Origin of the sequence: Streptomyces sp. NPDC005266 (genome assembly GCF_040607655.1) — a bacterium.
Classification (GTDB): domain Bacteria; phylum Actinomycetota; class Actinomycetes; order Streptomycetales; family Streptomycetaceae; genus Streptomyces.
On the sequence record NZ_JBEXHC010000006.1, the window covers coordinates 51544 to 74563 of the forward strand.

A 23020-nucleotide genomic window follows, 5' to 3' on the forward strand; every position below is an offset into this window, starting at 1 on the left:
TGGATGTGCCGGTCGCTCCGGTGGGCCCGACACCTCGCCGAGCCCGGTCTCGGTGGCCGGGCGAGCCGGGCGGACTGTCACTCCGTATGCGTATCGTCGCCCGTATGCCGCTGACCTTAGAACTCGACCCCGCCGTCTCTCCCGAGCTGCGCGACGGCATCTGCGCGCTGTGGGCGGACACCTCCAACGCGGGCGGCGCCGTCGGTTTCGTCCCGCCCGTCACCGCCGATGACGTCCGCACCGACCTGGTCAAACACCTCGTCGCCATGGCCGAGGACCGCGCCCGGCTGCTCGTCGGACGCGATGAGACCGGGGCGGTCGCCGCGACCGCCGTCCTCGGGCTCAACACCCACCGGCTGATGCGCCACTGGTGCTGGCTCTACACCGTCATGGTCCACCCCTCCCACCAGGGCAAGGGCTACGGTCGCGAGCTCATGGCCGCCGCCGAGGAGGCGGCGCGCGGGCTGGCCGGGATCACCGGGATACGGCTGACCTGCCGCGGCGGCCGCGGTCTGGAGCAGTTCTACGCCGCCTGCGGCTATAAGGAAGTCGGCCGGGTGCCGGGCGCCATCCGGGTCGCGGAGGGCGACTTCACGGACGACATCACCATGTGGCTGCCGCTGAATTGATCCAAAAGCGGCCGTGATTCACTGGAAGGGCAGGATCTCCCAGCAGAAAGAGGACGAGCCGTGTCCCTCAGGCCGAGTGCCGCGTTCCGCTACTCCCTCATGCGTCTGGGCATCTTCCTCGTCTCGTTTCTGGCCATCTGGGCCCTGGTCTACTTCCGCGTGCTCCCCGCCGGTCTCGGCAGGTCCAATCTGTTCTGGGTGGCGCTGCTCGCCCTGATCGTCTCCGCGCCGCTCAGCTGGGTGCTGCTGCGCAAGCAGCGGGACGCCATGGCGGTGCAGGTCGCCGAGAAGGTGGACCGGGCCAAGGAGCGGCTGGCGGCGAATCAGAGCCAGGAGGACGGCGTCTGACCGGCGCGGGTCGGCAACCTCCGCTGTAACCCTCCTCACACACCTCACGCACACCACTCCGGCGCCCCATGCGCCAGCACCCGCTGGCGCATGGGGCGTTGAGCCGATTCCGGCCCCTGCCATCTCATAGATTTTCTTTGGGATCCCCAAAGTCACGGTGTTACTCTGCTTGTCATGAAGACAGCAGCCGCGCCCCCGATCGCAGCGAGCGTTCCGCTCGTGGCGCGCCTGCACATCGATCTTTGCCGCTGCCTGTCCGCGGCCTGTCGCCGCCGCTGACCCGCCTCTCGTACAGCGGCCGGAGATCCCGTACGGACTCCCGGCGTTTTCTCTCCCCTGCTTTCCCCTTCCCAGCGCTCCCGGAGTGTGTCCGTTGTCGTCCGCCCCCGAGACGTCCGCCAAGACGTCGCCGTCCTTCCGCCTGCCCAAGGTTCCGTTCTGGGCCCAGATCCTGCTGGGCCTCGTCCTCGGCGTACTGCTCGGCTGGATCGCCCGCAGCGGTGATGTGAGCTGGCTGGTCACCACGCTCGACAAGATCGGCACGATCTTCGTCCAGCTGCTGAAGCTCGCCGTCGCCCCGCTGGTCTTCTTCGCGATCCTGATCTCGATCACCAATCTGCGGAACGTCAACAACGCCGCCCGGCTGGCCACCCGCACCCTGCTGTGGTTTATGGCCACCTCGCTGATCGCGGTCGCCATCGGCCTGGCCATCGGGCTGCTCACCAACCCGGGCGCCGGCACCGACCTCACCCCCAAGGACGGCGCCAAGCCCGACCACGCGGGCTCCTGGCTGGACTTCCTCACCGGCATCGTGCCGACCGACATCATCACCCCGTTCACCCAGCTGAACGTGTTGCAGATCGTCTTCCTCGCCGCCGTCGCGGGCGTCGCCGCCCTCCAGCTCGGCGAGAAGGCACAGCCGATCCTCACCCTCAGCCAGTCGGTGCTCGAACTGCTCCAGAAGGCCCTGTGGTGGGTCATCCGCCTCGCCCCGCTGGGCACCCTCGGCCTCATCGGCTACGCCATCGCCGAGTACGGCTGGGACCTCATCGGCAAGTACGCGACCTTCACCGCCGACATCTACATCGGCTGCGCGCTGGTCATGTTCGGCGTCTACCCGCTGCTGCTCTCGGCGGTCGCCAAGGTCAACCCCCTGAACTTCTTCAAGGGTGCCTGGCCCGCCATCCAGCTGGCCTTCGTCTCCCGCTCCTCGGTGGGCACCATGCCGCTGACCCAGAAGGTCACCGAGCGCCTCGGCGTCCCCAAGGAGTACGCCTCCTTCGCGGTGCCGTTCGGCTCGACCACGAAGATGGACGGCTGCGCCTCGATCTACCCGGCGATCGCCGCGATCTTCATCGCCCAGATCTTCGACGTCCACCTCGGTATCGGTGACTACCTCCTCATCGCCTTTGTCTCGGTCATCGGCTCCGCCGCCACCGCCGGCCTCACCGGCGCCACGGTCATGCTGACCCTGACCCTCTCCACCCTCGGCCTCCCTCTGGAGGGCGTCGGCCTCCTGATGGCCATCGACCCGGTCCTCGACATGATGCGCACCGCCACCAACGTCGCAGGCCAGGCCCTGATCCCGGTCATCGTCTCGGCCCGCGAGAAGATCCTCGACCGCGAGGCATACACCCACGCCAGCGCCTCCCCGCTGGACGACCGCGACGAGCCGGAGCCTCAGCTCGCCGCCGCGTAAGGCCCGTACCCACGGCAGCTGGTGCCCCCGGACCTCCCCGAGGTCCGGGGGCACCGTGCTGCCTGGCCCGCGCCCTACTCCCGTAAAGCCATCGCGATCGCGGAGGAGCGAGCTGAGCGCGGCGGCTCCGCGCTCATCGACTGCGACCACCTGCTACTCGGCCTCGCCCAGATCGGCTGCGGCGTGGCCGCGACCGTGCTCAGCGCCGCCGGCCTCGATCTGACAACGCTCGACGACACGGAACACCCGGGTGGGGGTCGCTCTAAGCGGTTACGGGGAAGTCAAGTGCTGATCCTTCTCGGCGTCGAAGCCCTCGGCCAGGCCGAACGGCGAGGGATCAGCGGCGAACCTCACCGCATCCGCTTAGTCGCTGAGGCCCAGCTTCATGTAGATGGTTTCGTAGCCCTCGGCGATGCGCAGTTCGTGGTTGAGGAACGGCGTGTGGGGTGGGACGTTGACCCGGACCGTGGCCTCCATTCGGTCGTCGGGGGCGAGGCGGTCGGGGAGGGTGTTGGGCTTCAGGCCCTTGACCTTCCAGGTGCCGTACACGATCGAGCTGTCCGGGAGGGCCTGGCCTTCGTAGAGGTCGGAGGAGAGGCCGCTTCCGAGGCGGAGGGTCTTGCCGGTGTCGTTGGAGATGGTGACGGTGTATGTGTACGTGAGGTCCCCGGGCCTGTGGTTGTCGTCGCCGGGGATCGGGCGGATGCGCCGGGGGGTGCCGAAGGTGACCTCCGCCCCGTTCTCGTAGGCCTGCGGGCTTCCGTCCGTTTCCGGGGCGTCGCCGACCACGTCGATGGTGCCGTCGTGGGCTTCGATGTCCCGTTCCAGGGACGAGACCAGGTAGGCGATCGCGCACAGCCCGATGAGCAGCATGATGCCCAGCGCCACCAGGACCCCCTTGATGACCTGGCCGGCGCTGAGAGTCTGCGCGGCCTCGGGTGCCGGGGCCGGCTCCGGCTGCCGCGTGCGGGGTGTGGGCATGGGCTGACGTTATGAGGTGGGGGCGCCCCCGAACATCCGTGCGGGAACGGAGAGCCGGGTAGGTACGGATGCTCAGATGGGAGCCGAGCGGGACACCTTCGTCGGGGCCCGCTCGGCGACGTGGACCTTATGGCCGCGTTGTTCAGGGGAGGGACGGGACCCGAGCGGCGTGCGGGCGGCATGCCTCCCGCACCGCGTCGAGGGTCGCGGCGATGAGCCGGGACTGCTCCCAGGGCACCAGGTAGGGGGTGGGCTCGGTGCCGTCGGCAGCCGCGTTCATCGCCTCGACCATCAGCCGGTAGGGGTCGACGGCCGGGTACGCGCGGTCCGTACCGGGGGCGTCTCCCGTCAGGCGGGACGGTGCCGCGCCGGCACAGAAGGCCGGTGGGGGCATGCGCAGCGTGCCCTTCGTGCCGGTGATGGTCAGCTCTTCGGTGAAGGGCGTGCCCGGCGCGCCGTCCAGGGCGCAGTGGACGTCGGCGGTGCCCCCGCCGGGGAAGGCGAGGAGGAAGGCGGAGCGGGAGTCGGCGGAGTGGGGGTGCCACTGGTCCTGCTCAGCGCGGATCACCTGGGGGGTCTGCCAGCCGAAGGCGGCCAGGGCGGCGGCGACGGCGTAGTAGCCGACGTCGTACAGGGCGCCGCCGCCGAGGGCCGGGTCGAGGCGGTAGTTGCCCTCGGCCGGGGCCGTTCCGTCGAAGCGGGAGATGACGCTACGGACCTCGCCGGCCGCGCCGCTGTCGATCAGTGCTTCCAGGTCGCGGGTGCGGGGGTGCCAGCGGTTCCAGGCGGCTTCGACGAGGAGCCGGCCGGTGTCCCTGGCGGTGTCGACCATGGCGTCCACTTCCGCCGCGGTCAGCCCGAGGGGCTTTTCGCACAGGACGTGCTTGCCCGCGCGTAAGGCCCGTTCCACCCATGGGCGATGGGCGCTGTTGTGGAGGGCTATGTAGACGACGTCCACGTCCGGGTCCCGCAGCAGGTCGTCGTAGGAGGGGTAGGTCTTCGCCGGGCGCAGGGCCTCGGCGCGGGTGCGGCTGCCGGCCGCCACCGCGTGGAGTACGGCGCCGTCGGCGGCGTGCACCGCCGGGCCGAGGCTGGAGGCGGCGATTGAGCCGGCTCCGAGGAATCCCCAGTTGGCCATGGTCAGTTCTCTTCCTGTTCGGCGGCTTCTGCGGCTTCGATGGCTTCGGCGGCGGCCAGGTCCAGTACGAGGGAGCTCCAGCCGAAGGAGCGGGCGCCGTGCCCGGTCGCGTCCTCGGGGCCGTAGCATTCGCGCGTCCCGGAGCGGGTGACGAGTTCGCAGGTCCGCTGGGCGAGGGTGCGCGCCTCCGCACGGTAGCCGCGCTTTCTGAGGCCCCAGTACAGGTACCAGTTGAGGTTCACCCAGCTGGAGCCCCGGAAGATGGCGCGGGTGGCGAACTCCGGGTCGTACGAGGGCTCGTTGGCGGCAACGCTGGGGATCGGGTACGGCCGCCAGAACTCCTTCTCGTTGAGCAGGTGTTCCTCGATGACCCGCTCCGCGAGTTCCCGGGGGATCGAGTCGAGGAGGATGGGGAAGAGGGAGCTGGCGGTGAGCGCCTCGGCCCGCTGACCGGCGACCAGGTCCAGGTCGTGGAAGGCCCCGGCGGTGTCGTCCCAGCAGTGCCGTACCAGCGCGGCACCGATGGCGGCGGCGTCCTCGGTGAGCCGGGTGGCGACCCGTTCGGGCAGCGCGGCGATCCGCGCGAGGCGGGCGAGGCAGGCCAGGCCGTCGGCGTAGACGGTGTTGACGAGGACGTCGTTCCATACGAACCGGCCGCGGGCCCGCAACGGGGTCTCCGGCGACCGGTCCCCGGTGGAGTAGGAGCCGATGAGCTCCCGCATGGCGTCGTGCCAGGCGTCGTGGACGGCCGCGTCGGGGAGGGCGCCGAGGCCCAGCGCGGCGTCGTACTTGGGGCTGCAGTCGAGGCCGGACTCGTCGGGCTGATAGATCTCCAGCAGGCCGGTGGACGGGCTGGTGCGGTGCTGCTTCAGCCAGCCGAAGAACGCCAGCACGGGCGGAAGCACCCGGTTCAGCCACAGGTTGTCGCCCGTCGCCTGATGGACGCGTTCGACGGCCCTGGCGGCCACGGGCGGGGCAATCGTGACGGATCGCCATTCCTGCCACAGGTCGATGCGGAACTCGGCGGTGGCGGTGGGCCGCAGGTCGTCCTGCCACAGCACCATGTGCGGCAGGAAGCCGCTGGGCGCCGCGGCGCTGAGCAGCGAGCGCAGTTCGGCGCGGGCCCGTTGGGTGTCCGTGTGTGTGAGGGCGATGGCGTGGTAGGAGCTGTCCCAGGCCCACTGGAAGGGGTAGCTGTCCGGTGAGGGGCAGGTGAAGTCGTACGGCCGCTGAGCGGCCTTGGAGAATCCGCTGCGGCGGTTCATGCGCAGGGTGTTCCGCGCGATGTCGCCGCTGGTGCCGGTCTGCATCGTCAGCTGACTCCTTGGGATGCGGTGGCTGCCGCGGGAGTGGAGGTGGGGGCGGGGACGGGGGGTGTGGCGGCTGCCGCGCGGCGTCCCAGGAGGAGCAGCAGCGCGGCGAGCGGGAGGAGGAGGCCGGCGAGTCCGAAGGCGGTGCGTACGCCGAGCCGGTCGGACAGCCCCCCGAGCAGCAGGGGGGCGAGCATGATGGCAGTGCCGACGAGGAGTTGGACGTAGGCGGTGGCGCGACCGGTGCTGCCGGGTGCGGCGCTCACCGCCAGGGACAGCGCCAGGGGGAAGAGGTTGGCCATGCCGAATCCGCTGAGGAACAGCCCGGTCAGGGCCACCCAGGCGCTGCCGGTGGCCCAGAGGGTGAGGAATCCGGCCACGCTGACCCCGAGGGCGGCGAAGATGAGCTCTGCCAGACGGCGTGAGGCGGTCAGCCGGCTTCCGGCCAGGCGGCCGAGGAGTGCGCCGGCGTAGAACAGGCTCATCGCCGTGGCCGCGCTGCCCGCCGTCAGGCCCACGACCCCCGTGAGCTGCGGTGAACCGTAGAACACCAGGCAGAACTCGGCGCCGACGGCGACGCCGCACAGCGCGGCCAGGAGCCAGAAGGCGGCCGGCAGGCGTCCCCCGTCGTCCACCGGGCCACACTCGTCCGCCGGGCCACCGCCGTCCACCGAGCCACCGTCGTTCGCGGCGCCCCCGCGGCCCGGCGGTGCACCGGCGTGCGCTGAGACGTCGCTCCGGGGCCGTAGGCGGTCGTGGCGGAAGACCGCGTAGAGGACGGCCGCCGCCACGGGGGGTACCAGCAGGGTCCAGTTCCAGGCCGCACCGGCGGTTTGTAGCGCGCCGATGACCAGGGGCGCGGCCAGGGCGGTCGCGCTGGCGCCGGCGTTCGCCTCCACCAGGGCCCGGTCGCGCAGCGGACCGTGGTGCTCGGCGAGTACGGCCAGGGCGGTCGTCTGCAGCAGAGCGCCGCCGATTCCGCTGACGGCCGCGGCCGTCAGCGTCATGGCGACGGAACGGCCGGTGGCCAGCAGGAGCCCACCGAGGACCAGGCCGACGGCCGCCGCCCAGAACAGCGTCCGGTAGCCGAATCTCCGCCTCGCCCGCTCGAACACCAGGTTGGTGAGCACCGCGCCGGCCGCGAAGGCCGTGGAGTGGAGGCTCATGACCGTGTAGCTCAGCCGCAGGTCGTCACGTAACAGGGGCAGCAGCGGGCCGAGGGCGTACAGCAGGAAGGCGTACAGCGCCAGGCCCCCGTACGCCATGCCGGTCAGGCGGTCGCGGACGAAGACTGGCCGGTCCGGGACGGCGGTGCCAAGAGGAACCGTCGTGGTCATCCCGCGGCACCCACCTCGGCGGTGAACCCGTCGGCGGCGGCCTCCCGCTCCATGTAGTCCAGCAGGACCTCGGGGGCGAGCATGGAGGTCTTCATCGACGCGCCCTCGCCGTAGGTGATGAACGCCTCGCGTACGCCCTTCTCGTCGTCCAGTGCGACCCGGGAGGTGACCAGCGGGCGGGCGTCCACCAGACCGGATTCGATGAGGCGCAGGGCGATGCCGGAGACGTTCGCCGACCGGGTCATCGGGAAGGAGCGCACGTCGAACGGGGTGGACAGCAGCTTCAGACCCTTGGCGAGGATCATCCAGGTGTTGATGCGCTGGGGCACGGCGGTCGCGCCGTAGATGACGTACGAGCCTCCCGGCCGCAGCAGCCCCATCGCCTGCTCGCGGATGTCCCGGCCCGTCGCCGGGCCGGGCGCGCCGATGTGCGGCAGGGCGTCGAAGACATAGTCGGCGTACTGGTCGTGGTGTTCGCGCACCAGAGCGTCCAGGTCGGCGCTCTGGGTGGCGGTGTTGAACGCGACGGACGCGCCGTGGCGCAGGGCGAGGGCAAGCCGGGGGTCGTTCTGGTCCAGGACGGTGATGGAACCCGCGCCGAGGCAGCGGTCCAGCACCTGCACTGCCAGCAGGGCGCTGGGGCCGCAGCCGAGGACGACGCAGTGGTCACCGGGCTTGGGCGGGTTCAGCAGCAGGGAGCGCAGGACGGAGGTGAGGGGTTCGATCACCGACGCCAGGTCCGAGGTGATGGTGGGCGGCAGGATGACGGCGGCCGCCTGGTCGGCGTCGTAGAAGTTGCGCTCGGTGTACCAGGATGTCTCCGTGCCCAGCTGTCCGGGGAACAGCGGGCGTAACGCTCGGTACTCCGCCATTCCGCCGAAGTCCGTCTGGCCCCAATAGGTCACGCGGTCACCCACCCGCACGGCGTCCCGCAGGCTCGCGCCGACCTCGACCACGCGGCCGACGTACTCATGGCCGGGAATAATCGGCCATGCCTCGGGAAACAGGTGGCCACGGAAATAGGACACGTCCGTGGAGCATATCGAGACAGCCTCGGTGTGCAGCAGAATCTCGTCGGTGCCGCATTCCGGGTCGGGCACGAGGGAACGTACCAGTTCACCGGGAGCGGTCATGACGTACGCGTACACAGCGTTTCCTCTTTCTTGTTGAGATTCGCACGCGGGCAGGCTTCGGCGACTGCCCAAAATACGCATTGCTCACCGCTCCGCCCCGGAACAAACCGGCCACAGGGTAGGGAACAGCTTCGGTTGAGCGCGGCGGAAAACCGCGCATCCGCACCCCGTGATCGGCTCTCCTGTGACTGGGCCTGGGGTCAGTCCCCTTCTTTCTCCGGGGATTCCGGCTCCGGGGAGTCCACTTCGAAGGCGACATCGAGTGCGTACCTGTCGCCCGCGTAGCGTGACTCGGTGAGCTCCAGCGGCCGTCCTTCCTGGTCCAGGATCAGCCGCGCCTCGACGAGCAACGCGGCCCCCGGGGCGATGGAGAGCAGGCCGGCTTCCAGCGGAGTGGCCATCGCGGCCCGGACGGACGAGTGACCCCGGGTGGGGAACCGCTTCAGGTCGGCGAGTGCCTGGTGCATGGAGGCCACCGTGAAGTCGATCTTGAGCAGCCCCGCCAGCTCCCCGGGAAAGACGGCGAGTTCAAGAGCGGTTGGAACATTGTCGGCCAGCCGAACGCGGTTGATCTCCACGACCTGTGCGGGTTTGTGCAGCCGCAGCCGGTCGGCTTCCTCGTCGGTGGCCTGGCGGATTCCCGCCGAAATCAATGTGGAGGAGGGTGTACGACCCCGTCGGCGCATCTCCTCACTGAACCGCACCAGGCTCTCCGCGCGACGGTGTGTCGGTGGCTCGTCGACAAACGTACCGCGCCCGGAAACCCGGTAGACAAGACCCTCCGCCACCAGCCGCTGCACAGCGGCTCGTGCCGTCATTCGACTTACCCCAAATTCGGCACACAGTTCAGTCTCCGAAGGAAGCGGGTCGTGCGGTCGGTGCTCGGCGATTCGCCTTCGAAGCGCCTGCTCAATCTGGTGATACCTGGGCGCGAAGTCCGCTCCCATTGGGGCCTCCGAAAAAAGAATATGCCAATTGGCTGTATAGTCAACTAGCCCTGGTTCAATGTGGTCCGCGTCACCATCAACGCTGCTGCGGTGACGTGAGGTAAAACCGCCGCGGCGGGAGAAGGGGTCGCGTATCGCGGCCGGGTGCGGCACGCCGCGCGGCTGCCCGCGCCCGCCCGAACAGCGGGCCGAGTGGGGCCTGTGTCTGTCCGGCGGGGTGTGGGGTGAATGTGGCGATGGATGCGACCGAAGGCCGAAGCCGGTGTGGGTGCCCGGGTGGCGCCGCGCTCGATCCGTGCGTCGGCGTGAGGCCATCTAGCCGTATAGACAGGTCGCTGTTAATGTCAGTCCGGCGTCGCAACTCCCCTGAGCCGCAAGGGGGTTCACGTGCCGTGACTGCCATGACATGCACCTCGTCAGTGGCTGGACAAGACGGTTTCTTGTCACGAACCGATCGGACAGAACACGCTCACAATAGGGACAGACTATGGATCTCACTAGCGTTGATGTCCCCCGGATCGCCGGGATGATCGACCACTCCTTGTTGCGCCCCGAGCTGACCACCGACGATGTGCTGGCCGGCTGCGCCCTTGCCTCGCGCTATGAGGTCGCCTCCGTCTGCGTGAAGCCCGCCGATGTGGTCAGGGCCGCCAAGGCGTTGGCCGGCACCGGGGTGCTCGTCGGCACCGTAGTGGGCTTCCCCCACGGCGCCTCCACCACCTCGGTCAAGGCGGTCGAGGCCGCGGCCGCCCTGGAGGACGGAGCGGCGGAGCTCGACATGGTGCTCAACATCGGCCGCCTGCGGGCCGGCGAGGACGACGCGGTGGCCGACGACATCGCGGGCGTCGTGGAGGCCGCCGCCGGACAGGCCGTGGTCAAAGTGATCTTCGAGAACGCCTATCTCACGGACGACGAGAAGATCCGGGCGTGCCGTCTGAGTGAGCGCGCCGGAGCCGACTATGTGAAGACGTCCACCGGATTCGCCCCGGGCGGGGCGACCCTGGAGGACGTCCGGCTGATGCGGGCCAACGTCCCCGCGCGCATGAAGGTCAAGGCGGCGGGCGGCGTACGCACGCTGGACGTGCTGCTGGAAATGGTCGAGGCCGGGGCGGAGCGCTTCGGTGCCACCGCCACTGCCACCATCCTCGATGACCTGGCCGCGCGCCGCGCGAGGGCCTGACGCGACCGCCATCCGTCCGCCTTCGCACTGTGGAATCACCGTCTCCCGTGACCGCCGGCCGTTGACCTGACACCTCGGCCGACGGTCACGGGCCTGTGCCGGAGCGGGCGCGCGGGCGCCCCGCCGAGACTTCCCTTGCGCGAGGCCCGCACATGCCGCCGCCCCTGGGCCCGCCGGGCCGTCACGCCCCGAGGGGGGCGGGTGTCGTCGTGGCTGTGCGGGAGCGACGCGAGCAGGCTGCCGGGCTGGGGCTGTGCCCCGCAGGAACCGCCGGACGGCTGCGGCTGGTGCGTTGCCCTACCTCCTGGCGGACTGGCCTGACGCGGCGGCGCCGCCGCGGCCGTGGCAAACCGGGGTTGCCCGGCCGGGAACGGGCCGCCGCAGAATGCGGTGCCCGGCTGGGAACGGGCCGCCGCGGAATGCGGTGCCCGGCTGGGCCGGCGCGCGCCCGACGATGTGCCGGCCCCCTCGTGGAGACCCGGGCGCGCCGCAGGCGCAAAAGGCAGGAGCCCCGCTTCCCCGCTGGTGACGGGGGAGCAGGGCTCCTTGGGTGGTGCTAGATCAGACCGCGCTGACGTTCTCGGCCTGCGGGCCCTTCGGGCCCTGGGTGACGTCGAAAGTCACGGCCTGGTTCTCCTCGAGGGAGCGGAAGCCAGACGCGTTGATCGCGGAGTAGTGAACGAAGACATCGGGGCCGCCGCCGTCCTGGGCGATGAAGCCGAAGCCCTTCTCGGCGTTGAACCACTTGACGGTTCCGGTAGCCATAAGCCCTCCTTGGGCCAAAGGGTTGCCCTGCTCCAGAACCTGCAAGAAGTCTGAAAACTACAAAAGCCTGCGGTTACATGCTCCGCAGGCTCTGTACTGCAAGGGAAACCAAACTGCAACTTGCGGCGAGCTTAGCACGCACCGTGTGCGCGAGGAAAGAGCCGAAGATCACGAAAACGAGGGGTTTCCGGAGCCCGTGGGTTGGATAGGACCGCAGGTCGAGCGCTTGCCGGCCCGATATTACGCGGTGCGGGCCACCACCCCGCCGCCCTTCCCGGCGGTAGCCGGGGCTAGCCTCCGGATGTGGACAATTCACCGAGTTCCCCCTCGCGGAGTACGCAGGACGCCTCCGAAAGCGTCACAGGCGCTACCGGCCATGGTCGGAGCCGGCCCAAAGTCGGTCACATCCAGTACCTCAATTGCATGCCGCTGTACTGGGGTCTCGCCAGAACCGGCTCGCTCCTCGATTTCGAGCTCACCAAGGCCTCGCCCGACACGCTGAACGACCTGCTGGTCAGCGGCGACCTCGACATCGGCCCGATCAGCCTCGTGGAGTATCTGCGCAACGTCGACGACCTGGTGGCGCTCCCCGACATCGCGGTGGGCTGCGACGGGCCCGTGATGTCCTGCGTGATCGTCTCGCAGCTGCCGCTGGAGCGGCTGGACGGGGCGCGGGTGGCGCTCGGCTCGGCCTCGCGCACCTCCGTACGCCTGGCTCAGCTGCTGCTCGCCGAGCGGTACGGGATCGCGCCCGACTACTACACCTGTCCGCCGGACCTCAGCCTGATGATGCAGGAGGCGGAGGCGGGGGTGCTGATCGGCGATGCCGCGCTGCGCGCCAACCTCCATGACGCGCCCCGCCTGGGTCTGCACGTGTACGACCTGGGGCAGCTGTGGAAGGAGTGGACCGGGCTTCCCTTCGTCTTCGCGGTCTGGGCCGCCCGACGCGACTATCTGGAGCGCGAACCGGTGATCGTGCGCCAGGTGCACGAGGCGTTCGTGGCCTCCCGGAACCTCTCCCTGGAGGAGGTCGGCAAGGTCGCCGAGCACGCGGCGCGCTGGGAGACGCTGGAGGAGTCGGTGCTGGAACGGTACTTCACCACCCTCGACTTCAGCCTCGGTGAGGCGCAGTTGAAGGGGATCGCGGAGTTCGCCCGCCGTACGGGGCCGGACACCGGCTTCCCGGCGGATGTGCGGGTGGAGCTGCTGGACGCGTCCACCGCCTCCTGACGGCCGGGAGCGGAACCGTGGCCGGAGCGGAAACCGCGGTGGGCCGCGTCCTCGCCGCGGCCTAAGCTGGACCGGCGCAGTCGAGGGGGAGGCAACGCCATGGATCCGCTGGGAGAGGACGATCCGCAGGTCATCGGCGCGTACCGGTTGCTCGGACGGCTCGGGTCGGGCGGGATGGGCCGGGTCTATGTGGGCCGCAGCGCGGGCGGGCGCACGGTGGCGGTCAAGGTGGTGCACGCGCATTTCGCGCTCGACGAGGAGTTCCGCGCCCGCTTCCGGCGCGAGGTCACGGCCGCGCGCCGGGTCGGTGGCTCCTGGACCGCGCCGGTTCTGGACGCCGACCCGGATGCCCGTGTTCCGTGGGTGGCCACGGGGTATGTGGCGGGCCCCACCCTCAGTCAGGCCGTAACCGACGAGGGTCCGCTGCCCGAAGCGACGGTACGGACCCTCGGCGCGGGCCTCGCGGAGGCGCTGGGCGCGGTGCACTTGCTCGGTCTCGTCCACCGCGACGTCAAGCCGTCCAATGTGCTGCTCGCCCTCGACGGTCCGCGCCTGATCGACTTCGGCATCGCCCGCGCCACCGAGGGCACGGTCTCGCTGACCTCCACCGGCGCCTCCATCGGCTCGCCCGGCTATATGTCGCCCGAGCAGATCCTGGGCAGGGGCGTCGGCGGTCCGGCGGATGTCTTCTCGCTGGGCGCGGTGCTGGCATACGCGGCGACCGGTGCGGGCCCCTTCCCGGGCGACAGCTCGGCCGCGCTGCTCTACAAGGTTGTCCACGAGGAGCCCCGGCTCGGCCCGGAGCTCACGGGTGAGCTGCGGGATCTGGTCGCCGCGTGTCTCGCCAAGGATCCGGCGGACCGGCCCACGCCCGAGCGGATCGCGCACCGCCTCGCCCCGGCGGACGGCGCCTCGGGGCTCGTACGGTCCGGCTGGCTGCCGGCGGCGCTGGTCGAGCGGGTGAGCCGGCGGGCGGTGGAGCTGCTCGACCTGGAGGCGGATGCGGTGGTTCCGCCGCCCGCTGCCGAGAGCTCGCGAACCCCAGAGAGCGCCGCCGAGGCCCAGGCCCCCGAGCCTGCGCCGCCTGTCGCTGGGAGCTCGGCGCCTGTCGCTGGGAGCTCGGTGCCTGCCGTCGGGGGCTCGGCGCCTGTCGCTGGGAGCTCGCTGCCTGCCGCTGGGAGCTCGCTGCCCGCCGTCGGGAGCTCGCGAACCCCGGAGAGCGCCGCCGAGGCCCAGGCCCCCAAGCCTGCGTCGCCCGCCGAGGCCCCACCCGTGCTGGGCGCCTTCGGCCCGCCCGACCCGTCGTACGGGAACGGAATCGCCCCCAAGGGTCCGTCCGACCACCCCGCCCCGTCCGACCACGCCGCCCCGGCCGACGGCTCCGCCCCGGCCGGCCTCCCGGCCCCGGTCGACGCCGGCCGCAGCGTCGCCCTCTCCGCCTCCGTGGGCGGCCGGAAGCGGCCCAGGGCGCTGAGCTGCACCCTGGTGCTGTCGGTGGCGGGCGCGCTGGCCGCCGCGACGACGGCCGCGGTCGTCTTCCACGTGCTCCCCGGGAACGGGGGCGACGACAACAGCGACGACAACAGCAGCGCACAGGGCCAGAGCCCCTCCGCGGGAGCGTCCGGCACGGCCAAGGGCGCGGTCCCGAAGGTGTTCCTCGGAACCTGGCAGGGCGATCTCACCTCCGACTCCGGCATCCCCGTCGGCACGATGACGATCACCTTCCGGCAGGGCGGCACGGGCCAGGACGTGGCGAGCGGCCGGGTGAAGCTGTCGGTGCTGCGCTGTGACAGCAGCTGGAAGCTGATCTCCGCGACCCCGACCCGACTCCGGCTCGACTCCCGGCTCAAGGGGTCCGGTCCCCAGGAGGGGTGCAGTGACGGTTCGACGGACGAGCGGTTCACGCTCACCTCCGACGGCGCGCTGGCCTACAAGGCGAAGGACGAGGCGGGGGGCAATCCGACGGGCACCCTGCGCAAGCTCCGGTGAGCCGCGGTGAGCCGCGGTGAGCCCCGGTGAGCCCCGGTGAACCCCGGTGAGCCCCGGTGAACCCCGTGGACGGGGCACACACCCGCAGGGTCGTCAAGAGGCCCGTAAGTCCGCTGGCGTACGCTGGGCCGGTCCGCCCCTAAACCGCCGAAAGGTACGCCCCGGTGACCGCAAACGCAGAGCTGCAGGCAGTCCTCGACCGCGCCGCCGGCGGGGGGCGTATCACCCCGCAGGAGGCGCTGGACCTCTACCGGTCCGCGCCGCTGCACGCGCTCGGAGCCGCCGCGGACGCGGTGCGCCGTCGCCGGTACGCGGGCACCGAGCACATCGCGACGTACATCATCGAGCGGAACATCAACTACACCAACGTCTGTGTGACGGCGTGCAAGTTCTGCGCCTTCTACGCCCCGCCCAAGGACACGGCGAAGGGCTGGAGCCGCGATCTCGACGACATCCTGCGCCGGTGCGCGGAGACCGTCGAACTCGGCGGCACGCAGATCATGTTCCAGGGCGGTCACCATCCGGACTACGGCGTGGAGTACTACGAGAAGCACTTCGCGGCCATCAAGAAGGAGTTCCCCCAGCTGGTGATCCACTCGCTGGGGGCGTCCGAGGTCGAGCACATGGCGCGGATCTCGGGCGTCTCGGCCGAGGAGGCGATCCGCCGGATCCACGCGGCCGGTCTGGACTCCTTCGCGGGCGCGGGCGCCGAGCTGCTGCCCGAGCGGCCGCGCAAGGCCATCGCCCCGCTCAAGGAGTCCGGTGAGCGGTGGCTGGAGATCATGGAGATCGCCCATAACCTCGGTGTGGAGTCCACCTCCACGATGCTGATGGGCACGGGCGAGACCAACGCCGAGCGGATCGAGCACATCCGGATGATCCGCGATGTGCAGGACCGTACGGGCGGCTTCCGCGCCTTCATCCCGTACACCTATCAGCCGGAGAACAACCATCTGAAGGGTCAGACGCAGGCGACCGTCTTCGAGTATCTGCGGATGATCGCGATCGCCCGGCTCTTCCTCGACAACGTCGCCCATATCCAGGGCTCCTGGCTGACCGTCGGCAAGGAGGCCGGTCAGCTGGCGCTGCACTACGGGGCGGACGACCTCGGTTCGGTGATGCTGGAGGAGAACGTGGTCTCCTCGGCCGGCGCCCGTCACCGTTCCAACCGGATGGAGCTGCTTCATCTCATCCGCGCGGCGGGCCGGGTGCCGGCGCAGCGCGCGACGACGTACGAGCACCTGGTGGTGCACGACGACCCCGCGAACGACCCGGTCGACGACCACGTCGTCTCGCATCTGTCGTCGACGGCGATCGACGGCGGCACGGCCCACCCCGAGCTGAAGCTGATCGACGCCTCCTGAAAGGCCTCTGGAGAGCCTCCTGATGCTCACGCTCCACGCGGCGCCCGTCGTCCGGCGCACCCTTGACGACGCGGCGCCGCTGCCCGATGCCGCCGTCGCGGTGGACGGCGACCGTACAGCGGCCGTCGGCACCCTGGACGAGCTGCGCCGGCGGTATCCGGCGGCCCGGGTGCGGCAGTGGCCGGGCGAGCTCGGCCCGGCCCTCGTCCACGAGGGCCCGGTGCCGGAGGCGCCCAGCCCGCGCGAGCGGATCCACGCCCTGCTGCGGCGGGGCGCGACAGCGGTCCTCGCGGAGCGGCTGACCGACCCCGAACTGCGCGCGGCCGCCCACCGCGTCGGCATCGCCGTCCTCGACCGGCCGCGCCCGCCCGCCCTCGTCCCGGGAGGCCGCGCGGATCTGGCCGTCTTCGACGCTGACGGCGCCTGTCTGGCCACGGTCGTCGCGGGGCGGCTGGTGCACCGCCGTCGCTGACCCCCTGCGGGCCCGGGGCGCCGCGCGGTGAACAATGGGGACGTGACCCGAGCATCCCTGGACAAGCAGCCGCACGAAGTCGCCGCCATGTTCGACGACGTGGCGGCCAACTACGACCTCACCAACGATGTGCTGTCCCTCGGGCAGGCCCGTCTGTGGCGCAGGGCGGTCGCCCGCGCCGTCGGTGCCCGCGCCGGTGAGCGGGTGCTCGACCTCGCCGCCGGTACGGGTACGTCCTCGCTGCCCTTCGCCGCGGCGGGCGCGTACGTGGTGCCGTGCGACTTCTCGCTCGGGATGCTCAGGGCGGGCAGGAAGCGCCATCCGCGTCTCCCGCTGACGGCGGGCGACGCGACCCGGCTGCCCTTCGCGGACGGGGTCTTCGACGCCGTCACCATCTCCTTCGGGCTGCGCAACGTCCAGAACACCGAGGGTGCGCTGCGCGAGATGCTGCGGGTGACCCGGCCCGGCGGCCGGCTCGTCATCTGCGAGTTCAGCCATCCGGCGTGGGAGCCGTTCCGCACGGTCTACACCGAGTATCTGATGCGCGCGCTGCCGCCGATCGCCACGGCGGTCAGCAGCAGCCCGGACGCGTACGTCTACCTCGCCGAGTCCATCCGCGCCTGGCCCGACCAGCCGGCGCTGGCCGCCCGCCTGCGCTCGGCCGGCTGGTCACGACCGGCCTGGCGCAACCTGACGGGAGGCGTGGTGGCCCTCCACCGCGCCTTCAAGGCGTAGCGGCGTCCAGCTGCTCACCGTCAGGAGGGGCCAGGCCGGGTACGGCCCTTCGCGAGGGCAGGAGGGGCCAGGCCGGGTACGGCCCTTCGCGAGGGGCGGAGTACGCCCCCATAGACTGCTGCTGTCCAGTGCCCGGCGCGACCGGGACGCCGATAACGAGGCTTCGGGAGACCCCGCGTGAGCGAGACCGCACCCACCGAGAGCGCGTCCTCCGACGTCCGCGGCTTTGAGACCGGCCTCTCGGAGCGCACCGCCGATGTGATCGTCGTCGGCGCCGGGCCGGCCGGCTCCACCACGGCGTATCACCTGGCCAAGGCGGGCCTTGCTGTGCTCCTGCTGGAGAAGACGGCCTTCCCACGCGAGAAGGTGTGCGGCGACGGGCTGACCCCGCGCGCCACCAAGCAGCTCGTGGCCATGGGCGTCGACATCTCCGAGGAAGCGGGCTGGCTGCGCAACCGGGGTCTGCGGATCCTCGGTGGCGGGGTGCGGCTGGAGCTCGACTGGCCGGACCTGGCCGCGTATCCCAACTACGGCTTGGTCCGTAAGCGCGACGACTTCGACGAGCAGCTCGCGCGGCAGGCGCAGAAGGCGGGCGCGCGACTGTACGAGCGCTGCAATGTGGGCGCGCCGATCACCGACGCCCGGACCGGCAGGATCATCGGTGTCGAGGCGAAGCTGGGCGAGGAGAAGACGCCCGTCACCTTCCATGCGCCGCTGGTCGTCGCCGCCGACGGCAACTCCACCCGGCTCTCGCTCGCCATGGGGCTGCACCGGCGCGAGGACCGGCCGATGGGCGTGGCCGTGCGGACGTACTTCACCTCGCCCCGCCATGACGACGACTACCTGGAGTCCTGGCTGGAGTTGTGGGACCGCCGGGGGCCGGAGGACCGGCTGCTGCCCGGGTACGGCTGGATCTTCGGCATGGGCGACGGTACGAGCAATGTCGGGCTCGGCGTCCTCAACACCTCGTCCTCCTTCAAGGAGCTGGACTGGCGCGAGATCCTCAAGGCGTGGTGCGCCTCGATGCCGGAGGACTGGGGCTACACCCCGGAGAACATGACCGGCCCGATCCGCGGCGCGGCCCTCCCCATGGCCTTCAACCGGCAGCCGCACTACACGCGCGGGCTGCTGCTGGTGGGTGACGCGGGCGGGATGGTCAACCCGTTCAACGGCGAGGGCATCGCCTATGCGATGGAATCCGGGCAGATCGCCGCGGACGTGATCGTCCAGGCCCATGCCCGGGCCACGCCCGGCCAGCGCGAACTGGCCCTCCAGCGCTACCCGAAGGTGCTCAAGGACACCTACGGCGGCTACTACACGCTGGGCCGGGCCTTTGTGAAGCTCATCGGCAACCCGAAGGTCATGAAGCTCGCGACGCAGCGAGGACTGACGCATCCCATGCTGATGCGGTTCACGCTGAAGCTGCTGGCGAATCTGACGGAACCGACGGGCGGCGACGCGATGGACCGCATCATCAACGCCCTGACGAAGGTGACCCCCCGGGCCTGACGCCGGCGCCGGAGCAGCACGACGGTCCGGGCGGCTCAGCGCACCCGCGCTGCTCACCCCGCGGTACGGCCCGGGGCTCATGCCCCGGGCGCGACCTCGGCGCTACACCTCCGGGCCCGCGCTCGTGATGACGCCGAACGGCGCCCCGCCCACGTCCGTCAGCCACGCCATCCGGCCGATCCCCTCCGCCGACATGGCCGGCATCAACACCGACCCGCCCAGCTCCTGCCCCTTGGCGACCACCCGGTCGCAGTCCGCCACCTCGAAGTACGGCAGCCACTGCGGCGGGGTGGAGTGGCCCTCCTGAAGCTGGGCGATGCCGCCGAAGGAGCCCTCCTTGCCCGCCCCCGCGGGGGACAGCAGGGCGTACGTCCCGCCCGGGAAGGACATCTCCTCGGTCTCCCAGCCGAAGACCGTGCGGTAGAAGTCGCGGGCCCCGGCGGGGTCGGGGGAGTGCAGCTCCGTCCAGCACAGCGAGCCGGGCTCGTTGACCAGCTCGAGGCCGGCCGTCTTACCGGGCTGCCAGACGGCGAAGCGGGCGCCGCCGGGGTCGCTGAACTGGGCCATGCGCCCCTCGTCGAAGACATCGAACGGCGCGAGCCGCACGGTGCCGCCCGCCCGCTCGACGGTCTTCGCGGTCGCCTCCGCGTCGGGGGTGTGGAAGTACGGCGTCCAGGCCGCCCGCGCGCCCTGCTCGGTGAGCGGGCCGACGGCGGCGCAGGTCTTGCGGTTCCGCTTGAAGAAGCCGTACCCGCCGGCTTCGGGGCCGGCCGACTCGAAGGTCCAGCCCAGCAGGCCGCTGTAGAACGCCACGGCTGCTTCGATGTCGGGGGCGCCGAGATCGAGCCAGTTGGGCGCGCCGGGGACGTAATCCGTGGTGAGCATGGCGGCTCCTTCAACGGTCGGGCGCCGAAGGGCAGAGTCCCGCGCCGATGCGGGCGCCCCTGCGGATTCTCCCCCGGCTTTTCTCAGTCTTGCACCGGCCACCGACAGCCGCCGCTGGGGCGTCGGGGCGGGCGGTCGCGCGTATCCGCGCGATGGTGACAATAAGAAGAGAGGGGGTACGCGCCATCGGGCCCGCGGGCCGGCTCCGCCGCCGGTGGGCCGTCAGGAGGTACACCATGACGAAGGCAGCGGACATCATGCACCCCGGCGTTCAGTGGATTTCGGAGAACGAAACGCTGGCGCGCGCGGCGCAGCTGATGCGCGAGCTGGACGTCGGGGCCCTGCCGATCAGCGACAGCCAGGAACGGCTGTGCGGCATACTCACCGACCGCGACATCGTCGTGGACTGCGTCGCGGTCGGCAAGGACCCGGACCGGACGACGGCGGGGGAACTCGCCCAGGGCACCCCGCGCTGGATCGGCGCGGACGCCGACGTCACCGAGGTGCTGCGGGAGATGGAGCAGCACAAGATCCGCAGACTGCCGGTCATCGACAAGAACAAGCGGCTTGTGGGCATGATCACCGAGGCCGATCTGGCCCGTCATCTCTCCGAGCTCTCGGAGCAGCAGATCGCCGAGTTCATGAAGAAGGTGTACGCGGAGGCGTAGCGGCGCGGGGCCGCCGTCCCGGGTGAGGAACGACGGCCCCATGGCCGTAAGAGCCGTAAAACGGCGTTTTCGTGCGTGATGCTGGCCCGGTGGACGTGCCGGTCCTCTGAGGACGCGCACGGCCCCGGTGGGCATGTCGTAGTCCAGCGACCGCTCGCCGGTGGACGTGCCGGTCCTCAGAGGACGCGCACGGCCCCGGTGGGCATGTCGTAGTCCAGCGACCGCTCGACGATCCCGGTGCTCGGGTTCTGCGCGCCGATGAACTTGCCGCCGCCGATGTAGACGCCGACGTGGTACGCGCTGCCGGCGCTGCCCCAGTAGAGCAGGTCACCGGGCTGGAGCGAGTCCAGCGACACCGGGGTGCCGGCGGTGGACTGGTCCTGGGAGACGCGCGGCAGGTCGACGCCGACCTGCTTGAAGGCGGCCTGGGTCAGACCGGAGCAGTCGTAGGAGGACGGGCCGCTGGAGCCCATCACGTACGCCTTGCCCAGCTGCGCCTTGAGGAAGCTGATCAGGGTCGCGGTGTTGCCGGTCGCGTTGGTGGCACTGGTGGCGCTGGCGGTCGACAGCGTGGTGCGCTCGGCGGAGCGGGACGCCTTCTCGGCCTTGACCTCGGCCGCACGCTTGGCGGCGGCCTTGCGGGCCGCCTCCCTGGCCTCCTGTGCCTTGCGGTCGGCCTCCGCCTTGGCCTTCTTGGCGGCGGTCTTCGCCTGGGCGGCCGCCTGGTCCTGCTGGGCCTGCAGCTGGTAGTCGTACGCGGCCTGCTGCGTGGCGTCGGCGGTCTGGGCGGCCGTGCTCGCCAGCGTGGCGCTGACGGTCGGCATCTCCACGGTCGACTCGGCGGCGGTCGACTCATTGGCGGAGGCGGGCACGGCGGCACCGGCCACCGCGAGGGTGAGGATGCCACCGGTCACCCCTGCGCGGAGTGCTCGCGTGGACGCGGCCCGGCGGGGCTTCCGGTGGCTGGGTATGTGTGCGACTGGGGACATAGGTCACTGGCTATCAGGGTCCAAAGGCCCGGATCAAGAAAAGTGACCTGCGACACACTTGACGTGCACGCGACCAAAAATGGGGCTGAATGATCTTCATCGCGCGCCACGCCGTCATGTCCGGATTCCTCGATCATGTGCATACGCATGGCATTTGGTGGCCGCGCCGTACTCGCGGACCGTCTACCACCGATGCGGCCCGTGCACCAATGATTCCCGTGAAATCGGGGTGCACAACCCCTTGCGGCGTGGGATACCTCACTCGTTCCCGCCCCCTCGTGAACGAATGCGCGAGCCAGTGATCAAGAGATGCGGGAGGGGCGCCCGAAAAGGTGTCGGCGGGAAGGTCACTCAAGAGGATGGCGATGCGCTATCAGCTGACGACGCTCCTCGCAAATTTGCATGTATGTACCATATCGATGTAGGGGCGCAACGCGCTCACCTGTGATGACATCCTTGAATGTCACGTCTCGTGATCGTTCGGATGCTTCGAGTACAAGATCACCACTCATCCGACTTCATGATCCTTCGTCAGGTGGTGGAGATCACAAAGACGTTGTCGTACCCCGTGTCGCAGATCACAGACCGACGGGCATAGGATGCAGGCGAAACGGGCTTGTGAACTGCCTCACATGAGCACGATCTTCGTGAGGCGACAGCACGTCCGTGCGGTCCGCCAGCCAGTCATCGTCGACTGAAGGGAGCGAGGACGGTGAACGCATACGCGCCCATCCTCGTACTGGGAGCCCTCGGGGCAGGTTTTGCGATCTTCTCGGTGTTCATGGCCGCGATCATCGGCCCCAAGCGCTACAACCGGGCCAAGCTCGAGGCCTATGAGTGCGGCGTCGAGCCGACTCCGCATCCGGCCGGCGGTGGGCGCTTCCCCATCAAGTACTACCTGACGGCGATGCTCTTCATCGTCTTCGACATCGAGATCGTCTTCCTCTACCCCTGGGCCGTCACCTTTGACGCCCTGGGGCTGTTCGGGCTCGTGGAGATGTTCCTCTTCGTGCTCACCGTCTTCGTCGCCTACGCCTATGTGTGGCGGCGTGGCGGCCTGGAGTGGGACTAGAGGGAGCCCAGAGGAGATAGGGGAAACATCGCATGGGTATCGAGGAGAAGCTGCCGAGCGGCTTCCTGCTGACCACGGTGGAACAGGCCGCGGGGCTGGCCCGTAAGTCCTCCGTCTTCCCGGCCACCTTCGGGCTGGCCTGCTGCGCCATCGAGATGATGACCACCGGCGCGGGACGCTATGACCTCGCCCGCTTCGGCATGGAGGTCTTCCGGGGCTCGCCCCGCCAGGCCGATCTGATGATCGTCGCCGGACGCGTCAGCCAGAAGATGGCCCCGGTGCTGCGCCAGGTCTACGACCAGATGCCGAACCCGAAGTGGGTCATCTCCATGGGCGTGTGCGCCTCCTCCGGCGGCATGTTCAACAACTACGCGATCGTGCAGGGCGTCGACCACATCGTGCCGGTCGACATCTATCTGCCCGGCTGCCCGCCGCGCCCCGAGATGCTCATCGACGCGATCCTCAAGCTGCACCAGAAGATCCGCGAGGAGAAGCTCGGCGTGAACCGCGAGCGTGCGGCCCGTGAGGCGGAGGAAACGGCACGCAAGGCGCTCCCGCTGATCGAGATGAAGGGGCTGCTTCGGTGAGCGACGCACACGAGGCCGCCGGGCCGCAGACGACGACGATCGCCGCACCTCCG

22 protein-coding genes and 1 pseudogene are annotated in these 23020 nt (G+C 70.3%); 14 read left to right on the plus strand and 9 right to left on the minus strand.

Going from position 1 to position 23020, the window contains the following annotated elements:
- Positions 1-104: 104 nt before the first annotated feature.
- The 4 genes and pseudogenes from ABZU99_RS13755 to ABZU99_RS13770 all read left to right on the plus strand — a co-directional run.
- The gene (locus tag ABZU99_RS13755) at positions 105-629 is read left to right on the plus strand and encodes a GNAT family N-acetyltransferase (protein WP_355940005.1); all 525 of its coding nucleotides are present in this window, start codon (positions 105-107) and stop codon (positions 627-629) included.
- Positions 630-689: 60 nt separating this feature from the next.
- Positions 690-977, plus strand: a complete 288-nt coding sequence (locus ABZU99_RS13760; protein ID WP_355940008.1) for a DUF4229 domain-containing protein — start codon at positions 690-692, stop codon at positions 975-977.
- Between the two features lie 373 nt (positions 978-1350).
- Positions 1351-2676, plus strand: a complete 1326-nt coding sequence (locus tag ABZU99_RS13765; protein WP_355940011.1) for a dicarboxylate/amino acid:cation symporter — start codon at positions 1351-1353, stop codon at positions 2674-2676.
- A gap of 21 nt (positions 2677-2697) precedes the next feature.
- Positions 2698-2895: pseudogene (locus ABZU99_RS13770) on the plus strand (Clp protease N-terminal domain-containing protein); the annotation flags it as partial.
- A 144-nt stretch (positions 2896-3039) separates the two neighbouring features.
- Here the strand turns inward: ABZU99_RS13770 and ABZU99_RS13775 are convergent.
- The 6 genes from ABZU99_RS13775 to ABZU99_RS13800 all read right to left on the minus strand — a co-directional run bounded on the left by ABZU99_RS13775 (position 3040) and on the right by ABZU99_RS13800 (position 9837).
- On the minus strand, positions 3040-3657 hold the full coding sequence (locus ABZU99_RS13775; RefSeq protein WP_355940693.1) for a hypothetical protein: 618 nt from the start codon (positions 3655-3657) through the stop codon (positions 3040-3042).
- 142 nt (positions 3658-3799) lie between these two features.
- Entirely contained in the window at positions 3800-4795 is a 996-nt protein-coding gene (locus ABZU99_RS13780) for a Gfo/Idh/MocA family oxidoreductase (RefSeq protein WP_355940014.1), read from the minus strand.
- A 2-nt stretch (positions 4796-4797) separates the two neighbouring features.
- Entirely contained in the window at positions 4798-6105 is a 1308-nt protein-coding gene (locus ABZU99_RS13785) for a trehalase family glycosidase (RefSeq protein ID WP_355940017.1), read from the minus strand.
- Between the two features lie 2 nt (positions 6106-6107).
- Positions 6108-7442 (minus strand): MFS transporter, encoded by a 1335-nt coding sequence (locus ABZU99_RS13790; protein WP_355940020.1) that lies wholly within the window; start codon positions 7440-7442, stop codon positions 6108-6110.
- Positions 7439-8590: an alcohol dehydrogenase catalytic domain-containing protein gene (locus ABZU99_RS13795; protein WP_355940022.1), complete on the minus strand. Its 1152-nt coding sequence runs from the start codon at positions 8588-8590 to the stop codon at positions 7439-7441. The genes ABZU99_RS13790 and ABZU99_RS13795 overlap by 4 nt, the downstream gene beginning before the upstream one ends.
- Positions 8591-8775: 185 nt before the next feature.
- Entirely contained in the window at positions 8776-9837 is a 1062-nt protein-coding gene (locus tag ABZU99_RS13800; RefSeq protein WP_355940025.1) for a GntR family transcriptional regulator, read from the minus strand.
- A gap of 172 nt (positions 9838-10009) precedes the next feature.
- Between ABZU99_RS13800 and deoC the strand changes: the two genes are divergently transcribed.
- Complete coding sequence (gene deoC / locus ABZU99_RS13805; protein ID WP_355940028.1) at positions 10010-10702, plus strand: deoxyribose-phosphate aldolase; 693 nt, start codon at positions 10010-10012, stop codon at positions 10700-10702.
- Positions 10703-11263: 561 nt separating this feature from the next.
- Here deoC and ABZU99_RS13810 read toward each other — a convergent pair.
- The gene (locus tag ABZU99_RS13810; RefSeq protein WP_009715975.1) at positions 11264-11467 is read right to left on the minus strand and encodes a cold-shock protein; all 204 of its coding nucleotides are present in this window, start codon (positions 11465-11467) and stop codon (positions 11264-11266) included.
- Positions 11468-11872: 405 nt separating this feature from the next.
- Between ABZU99_RS13810 and ABZU99_RS13815 the strand changes: the two genes are divergently transcribed.
- The 6 genes from ABZU99_RS13815 to ABZU99_RS13840 all read left to right on the plus strand — a co-directional run bounded on the left by ABZU99_RS13815 (position 11873) and on the right by ABZU99_RS13840 (position 18766).
- Positions 11873-12697, plus strand: coding sequence for a menaquinone biosynthesis protein (locus ABZU99_RS13815; RefSeq protein WP_355940646.1), 825 nt, complete (start codon positions 11873-11875; stop codon positions 12695-12697).
- 99 nt (positions 12698-12796) lie between these two features.
- On the plus strand, positions 12797-14686 hold the full coding sequence (locus tag ABZU99_RS13820; protein WP_355940031.1) for a protein kinase: 1890 nt from the start codon (positions 12797-12799) through the stop codon (positions 14684-14686).
- A gap of 164 nt (positions 14687-14850) precedes the next feature.
- Positions 14851-16050: a cyclic dehypoxanthinyl futalosine synthase gene (gene mqnC / locus ABZU99_RS13825; RefSeq protein ID WP_355940034.1), complete on the plus strand. Its 1200-nt coding sequence runs from the start codon at positions 14851-14853 to the stop codon at positions 16048-16050.
- Between the two features lie 22 nt (positions 16051-16072).
- The gene (locus ABZU99_RS13830; protein ID WP_355940037.1) at positions 16073-16522 is read left to right on the plus strand and encodes a hypothetical protein; all 450 of its coding nucleotides are present in this window, start codon (positions 16073-16075) and stop codon (positions 16520-16522) included.
- A gap of 42 nt (positions 16523-16564) precedes the next feature.
- A complete protein-coding gene (locus ABZU99_RS13835) occupies positions 16565-17257 on the plus strand; it encodes a demethylmenaquinone methyltransferase (protein WP_355940040.1) in 693 nt (230 codons plus the stop codon).
- Between the two features lie 177 nt (positions 17258-17434).
- On the plus strand, positions 17435-18766 hold the full coding sequence (locus ABZU99_RS13840) for a geranylgeranyl reductase family protein (RefSeq protein ID WP_355940043.1): 1332 nt from the start codon (positions 17435-17437) through the stop codon (positions 18764-18766).
- A gap of 102 nt (positions 18767-18868) precedes the next feature.
- On the opposite strand, the gene ABZU99_RS13845 is transcribed toward ABZU99_RS13840, so the two are convergent.
- Positions 18869-19651, minus strand: coding sequence for a VOC family protein (locus tag ABZU99_RS13845; protein WP_355940046.1), 783 nt, complete (start codon positions 19649-19651; stop codon positions 18869-18871).
- 236 nt (positions 19652-19887) lie between these two features.
- Between ABZU99_RS13845 and ABZU99_RS13850 the strand changes: the two genes are divergently transcribed.
- A complete protein-coding gene (locus ABZU99_RS13850) occupies positions 19888-20319 on the plus strand; it encodes a CBS domain-containing protein (RefSeq protein ID WP_355940049.1) in 432 nt (143 codons plus the stop codon).
- Between the two features lie 176 nt (positions 20320-20495).
- Here ABZU99_RS13850 and ABZU99_RS13855 read toward each other — a convergent pair whose 3' ends face one another.
- Positions 20496-21308, minus strand: a complete 813-nt coding sequence (locus ABZU99_RS13855) for a C40 family peptidase (protein ID WP_355940051.1) — start codon at positions 21306-21308, stop codon at positions 20496-20498.
- 712 nt (positions 21309-22020) lie between these two features.
- Between ABZU99_RS13855 and ABZU99_RS13860 the strand changes: the two genes are divergently transcribed.
- Together ABZU99_RS13860 and ABZU99_RS13865 are read left to right on the plus strand one after the other, a co-directional pair.
- Entirely contained in the window at positions 22021-22380 is a 360-nt protein-coding gene (locus ABZU99_RS13860) for an NADH-quinone oxidoreductase subunit A (RefSeq protein WP_355940054.1), read from the plus strand.
- A gap of 32 nt (positions 22381-22412) precedes the next feature.
- Entirely contained in the window at positions 22413-22967 is a 555-nt protein-coding gene (locus tag ABZU99_RS13865; protein ID WP_355940057.1) for an NADH-quinone oxidoreductase subunit B family protein, read from the plus strand.
- Positions 22968-23020 lie beyond the last annotated feature (53 nt).